The following is a 6,803-nucleotide window of genomic DNA, read 5'->3' as shown; positions in this document are numbered from 1 at the left end:
ATATATTTGCTGTGAAATCAAGGCTCCTACACGAGCCGTACACGCAAAACTATTAGATCGATCAGTTATGAAATCCGCTGAGATTTTGGCCTCGCTCGAGGCAAAGCACCCTGGGGAAAAGGAATTCCTCCAGGCTGTGAAGGAAGTTCTTCTCTCTGTAGAAGAAGTCTACAACCAGCACCCCGAGTTCGAAAAGGCAGCTATCATGGAACGCCTCGTAGAGCCCGACCGTATCATCACCTTCCGTGTACCTTGGATCGACGATGCAGGTAAAGTCCATGTAAACATCGGCTACCGCGTACAGTTCAACAACGCTATCGGCCCATACAAGGGCGGTATCCGCTTCCATCCATCAGTCAATCTCTCCATCCTGAAGTTCCTCGGCTTCGAGCAGACCTTCAAGAATGCCCTGACGACACTGCCTATGGGTGGTGGTAAGGGAGGAGCAGACTTCTCTCCTAAGGGTAAGAGCGATCGTGAGATCATGACCTTCTGCCAGAGCTTCATGCGTGAGCTATGGCGCTACATCGGCCCAGATACGGACGTCCCAGCAGGGGATATCGGAGTCGGTGGTCGTGAGGTTGCCTACATGTATGGCCAGTACAAGCGTCTAGCCAACGAGCACACAGGCACGATGACGGGTAAGGGCTTCACCTTCGGTGGCTCTCGCCTACGTCCCGAATCTACGGGCTTCGGTGCAGTGTATTTCGTACAGCACATCTGCAAGCAGCATGGCATCGACCTCAAGGGTAAGACGGTAGCAATCTCAGGCTTCGGTAACGTAGCTTGGGGGGTAGCCAAGAAGGCAACTGAGCTAGGTGCCAAGGTAGTGACTATCTCAGGTCCTGACGGATACGTCTACGATCCAGATGGTATCAACACAGAGGAAAAGTTCCAGGCTATGCTTGAGCTCCGCTCCAGCGGTAACGATGTCGTCTCTGACTACGCCAAGAAGTTCCCCAAGGCACAGTTCTTCGCAGGTAAGAAGCCATGGGAACAGAAGGTGGACATCGCTATGCCCTGTGCAACCCAGAACGAAATGAACGAAGACGATGCTAAGATGCTTCATGCAAATGGTGTCACGATCGTAGCTGAAACCTCTAACATGGGTTGTACGGCCGAAGCAGCAGAGTACTTCGTAGCTCAGAAGATGCTCTTCGCTCCTGGTAAGGCAGTCAATGCTGGTGGTGTAGCTACCTCTGGACTGGAAATGTCTCAGAACGCTATGCACCTCTCTTGGACAAACGAAGAAGTAGATGCTAAGCTCCATCAGATCATGAGTGACATCCACGAGCAGTGTGTCGTCAATGGTCGTGAAGGTGACTACATCAACTACGTCAAGGGCGCAAACATCGCTGGCTTCCTCAAGGTAGCTACTGCAATGCTTGAGCAGGGTGTCCTCTAAGGTACTTGTCCCAAGTACTTACACTTAAACAAGTCAGCCCACAGCTCCCCCTAGGGGCTCAGCTGTGGGCTGACTTTTAATATGTCAAACGCATAACACACACACAAGATGCACAGAAAGTTATTCCTTAGTCTCCTGCTCCTCCTCGGTCTATCCTGGACGGTAGCAGCACAGATCCCTCCTCGTCCCTATGCTTCCTACCTAGAGTATCCCAAGTATGGTGGTACTTGTGAGCTTGGTGTAGGTCCAGCAAACGATCCCTTTGAACAACGTGTAGAGCTTCTCCCCACTTTTGGAGTGAAGTTCAGCCGATATGTCTTTATCGGTGCAGGAGCAGGGATCAATTACTTCTCCTCTGCATACAGAGAGCTCAGTGACTTTTGGATGTTCCCCATCTATGCCAATGTCCGAGCTTTTGTCCCCACAGGTACGTCATGGTTTGTCCCCTTTGTAGACTTCAAGCCCGGCTACTCATTCGGCCTTAGCCCTACGGGTGTTAATGGTGTCTACCTTTCCGTAGGCGCTGGATTTGCCATTAAGATGGTTACCCTTAGCCTTGGCTATGGACACCAGGCTGCAGGATTTAAGTTTGGCAAGGAGCAGAATACAACTTCTATTGGAGGTCTTTCCCTCAAGATAGGTGTAGACCTATAGTTATTACTTCTAGGCAACAAAGGGTAGGGGAGCAGCATGAGCTACCTCATCGCTTCCCAGCCCCTGCAGCCTATACCTTTGCCGTAGTACCTCTATCATCGTGTCTTATGGTCAATTAGTTAAGGTGTTGTATCTTTGATGTACAAATTGATAGAACACCGATGATTCATAGAATGAGATATTACTCCACCATAGTGTGCTTAGTTCTTGGCTCTATGCTTCTCGTTCCCTCAAGGACTGAGAGGCTCTGTGCTATGGACCGACCTAGTGCTGTGCTGGATAGTCTCTCTCGCTATGAAGCACTGATTGACTCTAGTTTCGTGGCGGGCAATCTAGGTGATTATGCTCGTGCCGAGACCTATCTGCGGGAGGCACTTCGCCTTGCTCCACGAGGGATGGTACAGGCTATGCTCCTAAACAACCTTGGGGGACTCCAGCTCCTGCAGGGTAAGTCGGATGCGGCACTACTCTCCTTTGGTGCAGCCCTAGAGCAGAGTCCCAGTGACCCTACAGCCCGCTATAATAGGGCGCAACTCTTTGTCCGTAGGAAGGACTACAAAGCTGCTCTCACAGACTTCGCTCTGCTCCTATCTGCTCACCCACGGAATGAGCTCTATCTCTATCAGAGGGCAATGCTCTACCTCCTAACAAAGGAGTATGACTTAGCGGAGAACGATCTGAAGACGATCATAGAGGGCAATGGCGAGTCACTCAAGGCCCGCATCGGATACGCACTCCTAGAGACTATGCGTGGACGCTACGACGAGGCTGAGCGACTCTATAGCTATCTCACAGATAAGCTCCCCCGCAATGCTGAGGTTTACGAGGGGAGGGCACGGATGTTCCTTGCCCGGGGTATGCGAGGCTTTGCTCAGCGAGATATCAATCTTGCTTTCGAGTATGCCCGAGGGAAGGCTCCTGCGACGCTTTATCGTCTGCGTGCCGAGCTCAACGAAGCTCTAGGCAATAAGAAAGAGGCTCAGGAAGACCTTCGCCAGGCGGAGGCTCGTGAGCGGAATGCTGGAATACAATAGCTTTAGAGTACAATTTACTATATCACCATAGCCCTACAATGGCCAAGCAGATAAAGACTCTCAAATGCCCTCAGTGTGGTAGTACACGAGCCGAACAAATCAAGGAAGATCACTACCGCTGTCGTAGCTGCTCGACGGAGTTTTGGCTCGATAATGATGATATTACGATTCATCATAGGCATGAGTATCCAGGTGGGGCAAAGCCTGCATTAGACGAGGACTTCCTGAAGAAGTACAGGAAAGCGATTTATGTTGGGGTGGGGGCCTTCATGTTCTTTATGGTTGGTGCCCCTTTTATCAGTGGTCTCTTCCACAACACCTCTGCAAATATACCCATAGTGAGCTCTTCTAACATAGGCAATCAAGTAGAGTATTCTTGGAGCTGGGAAGAGGTTACCGCCTTTTTAGACCGCAAGGGGCAACCCGTCATTATGGGAGTGGGTACTCAAAGTGCTCGGAGAAGAATAAATGGAAGGGAAAAGGAGACCTGCTTCGCTGTGACAGTCTCTCCTGAGACCAAGAAGATCCTCAAGATACAAGAGCTCACAGATCTAAAGAGCCTAGAAGAAGCTACGCTACAGGAGCTCTCTGATGGCCGAATCTATCTCATCATCAATGATCGAAAGATCTATGAAGTAAACCGAGGGAACTATGAGCTACGGGAAATAGTATCCCAGGTAGAGTTCCCAGAAGTCAAGGAGCTATCCAAAGGCATCTCTCAGGTAGAATTTAACCATGGTGATCCAGATGGGCTCGACCTGATGACAAGCCTCGGGAAGAAGTACATCTTCTACCCAGTCCTCAAGAAAATCTACACAGAGAATGAGCTGTGGAATGCCTATGAGGCAATGCCTCCCAATCCTCAGGTCTATACCGCCTTCCAGTTTTCTACGATCAGCATTTCCGAATATACAGAAGAACTCATCCAGCTCGTCAAGTATCAGTATCGCTGGCAGGTCGGTTATCCCAAGAGTAAGCCCAGTTTCCAGTGGCAGAAGGATTACGGTGGATCAGGGATATTTACTGATCGTGACCCCTATCGCAAGGTCTTCATCACAGATTGGAGTAAGCAACGTTCTCGTCTAGTCTCCTATAAGGACTTCACCCCTGAAGCCTACTATTTCTCACCCGAGGTACTCCACTATGATGACAATCAAGTCTTCATCACCTACCGCCCGACCATAAACAAAGATGCCCCTCGCATCTATCAGTGCTTGGATGCACGTACCGCAGAGGTGAAATGGACATATCAGGAGGATAGCGGTACTGAGCATTTCTTCCCCTATGATGTGACCCTGCCCTATGGCGGTGGGTATATCTTAGTCGGACATAACCTTTGCATGAAGTTCTCCAAGACGGGTACAGTTGCTTATGTACAAGAAACACGGTCTCTGCTGGAGAGCGCTGAAGTTAAACAAAGGAAGTAACAAACGATTGATATGGGACTCTTAAATATCTTCAAAGGGCAACTTGCCCAAGTCATTGAATGGAAGTCTCCAGAGTCACAGCAGCTCTGGTATCGCTTCCCCTCCAAGCTCGATGAGATCAAGGATGCTAGTAAGCTCATAGTTGCTCCTGGGCAGGGGGCTCTACTTGTCTATGAGGGCAAGGTCGTAGAGGTCATTACAGAGCCTGGATCATTCCTCCTCAGGACGGATAACCATCCCTTCGTGACTACCCTAGTGCGCCTACATCAGGGTATGGAGAGTGAGCATAAGCTCCAGATTTATTTCTTCCGCACATCACATGTGACGAATGTATACTGGGGGACATCCACACCCATCAAGCTTATGGACAACGTCTATAAGGTACCTGTCGAGATGGGAATGAATGGTACCTACTCCTTCCGGATTAGTGACCCTCAGCATTTCTTCGTTAACTATATCGGAGCCAATAGCGAAGGCTATGACCTAGAGCCTCTACGTGAGATCTTCCTCGAGCGTACCTACCAGGCTACGGCGGCGATCATTCACGAGGGAGGCTATCCTTATATTGAGGTTGATGCTCATTTGGTGGAGCTGTCGGGTAAGCTATGTGAGTACATTACTCCGATCTTTGCCGAGCTGGGACTTGAGCTTACCGATGTACGAGTCAGCGGCACGCAGTTCGACGAAGGGACATTGCGGCGTATAGCACGTGTCTCTGATGTCACGGCTGAGACCCGTGCTGCAGCAGAAGCAGGGCTAAGCTATGAAGAGATGCAGCGCCTACAAGCACTACGTGATGCTGCTCGTAATGAGGGTGGACTCGCTGGTGCTGGTGTACAGATGGGGGTCGGCCTAGAGCTAGGACGGAAGATTACAGGGAGTGCGGCAGCCTCCAGTTCGGGTGTCGAATCCGAGCACGTAGAGCGTCTCCGTAAGCTCAAAGTGCTCCTCGACGAAGGGATCATCACCCAAGAAGACTACAATATAAAGAAGCAGGAGCTTCTCAAAGAACTCTAGTACAAATCATCCTAAACACATACATAAGATGAAATATCTATTCGGTGGTATAATCACACTCCTTATCCTTATTACTGTCTTTTACTATACGCTCACTATGTGGGGGGTCAATCTCCCCATTGATGATCGTGGTCTAATCAAGATCCTCATCACGGGAGTCATCGTCCTCCTGACGATCATCTTGCTCAAGGTAATCCTCCCCTTCTTCTTCGGGAATCATGGCAAGAAGCGCTACGAAGCCGAGAAGGGGAATCCTGCAAAGCCCAACAAGTACTAGCTCTCACCTCTCTCCCGACATCATCTAGGACATTATATCATGCCTCTAGAGCCTTTTCTCGCCTCCGTAGCTCGTCATTATCTTGATGAGCTACGGAGCGGTGTATCTGCTAAGAGCTTCATCTTTCCCTCGAAGCGCTCGCAGACCTTCTTCCGACACTACCTAGCTCAGCTAACGGAGGACACCCCGATCTTTGCTCCTAGGACACTGACGATGTCCGAGCTGATCCAGAGACTGTATCCCAAGCTGAAGCTACTAGATAAGACAGCCCTTCTCTTCGAGCTCTACGAAGCTTACAAAGAGGTCTGTAATGATCGGAAGCGCACGAGTGAAGGCTTCGACGAGTTCGTCTACTGGGGGAATATCATCCTTCAAGACTTCGATACCTGTGACCGGTATCTGATCAATATCCATCACCTCTATAGCAACCTAAGGGACTTCAAGGAGTTGACGGATGACTTCAGCTACCTCTCTGAGGATATGAAGCGGGAGATTGAGCAGTTCTGGGGAAACATACCACAGCTGAACCAAGGCAAGGAGGGGCAGGGTAGTGAATACAAGACTCGCTTCCTGGCCTTTTGGGAATGCCTAGAGCCTCTCTACATAGCCTTTAATGCTCGTCTTATCGAGCACGGATATACCTATGAGGGGCATCTCTATCGGCTTGTAGCTGAGGGGCGTGACGAGGCCATGGACCAACTCGCAGAGGGCGAACGTCTAGTCTTCGTCGGACTCTTCCATGTCACAGAGGCTGAGCGAAAGCTCTTTCATCGACTGAGGACTAGAGACAAGGCTGAGTTCTGCTGGGATAGGGTCGTGAAGATAGTGCAGGATGAGCAGCATCCAGCACATCACTACCTATTGGGTCTCATCAGAGACTTTGGCCAAGTCAAGGGCCCGTGGGACGACCCCATGGCTCCATGCCTGCCCGAGCAGGTAGAGGTCATACATAGTGCGAGCCTCATGGCTCAAGTCAAGGGACTCCCTCT

At 50.3% G+C, this 6,803-nt stretch carries 6 protein-coding genes and 1 pseudogene; all 7 read left to right on the top strand.

Going from position 1 to position 6,803, the window contains the following annotated elements; translation table 11 throughout:
- The first annotated feature begins 67 nt into the window (after positions 1-67).
- Positions 68-1,405 (top strand): NADP-specific glutamate dehydrogenase, encoded by a 1,338-nt coding sequence (gdhA, locus tag QZ554_RS07895; RefSeq protein WP_297195659.1) that lies wholly within the window; start codon positions 68-70, stop codon positions 1,403-1,405.
- A 108-nt stretch (positions 1,406-1,513) separates the two neighbouring features.
- On the top strand, positions 1,514-2,059 hold the full coding sequence (locus QZ554_RS07890) for a hypothetical protein (RefSeq protein ID WP_297195658.1): 546 nt from the start codon (positions 1,514-1,516) through the stop codon (positions 2,057-2,059).
- A 254-nt stretch (positions 2,060-2,313) separates the two neighbouring features.
- The gene (locus QZ554_RS07885) at positions 2,314-3,093 is read left to right on the top strand and encodes a tetratricopeptide repeat protein (RefSeq protein WP_297195657.1); all 780 of its coding nucleotides are present in this window, start codon (positions 2,314-2,316) and stop codon (positions 3,091-3,093) included.
- A 497-nt stretch (positions 3,094-3,590) separates the two neighbouring features.
- Complete coding sequence (locus QZ554_RS07880) at positions 3,591-4,520, top strand: hypothetical protein (protein ID WP_297195656.1); 930 nt, start codon at positions 3,591-3,593, stop codon at positions 4,518-4,520.
- Between the two features lie 12 nt (positions 4,521-4,532).
- The gene (locus QZ554_RS07875) at positions 4,533-5,537 is read left to right on the top strand and encodes an SPFH domain-containing protein (protein WP_297195654.1); all 1,005 of its coding nucleotides are present in this window, start codon (positions 4,533-4,535) and stop codon (positions 5,535-5,537) included.
- Between the two features lie 28 nt (positions 5,538-5,565).
- Positions 5,566-5,814, top strand: a complete 249-nt coding sequence (locus QZ554_RS07870; protein WP_297195652.1) for a hypothetical protein — start codon at positions 5,566-5,568, stop codon at positions 5,812-5,814.
- Positions 5,815-5,853: 39 nt separating this feature from the next.
- A pseudogene (locus QZ554_RS07865) lies at positions 5,854-6,803 on the top strand (hypothetical protein); the annotation flags it as partial.

Origin of the sequence: uncultured Porphyromonas sp. (genome assembly GCF_915070105.1) — a bacterium.
Classification (GTDB): domain Bacteria; phylum Bacteroidota; class Bacteroidia; order Bacteroidales; family Porphyromonadaceae; genus Porphyromonas.
The sequence above is the reverse complement of the archived record's forward strand: the minus strand, read 5'-3'. Positions and strand labels throughout refer to the sequence as shown.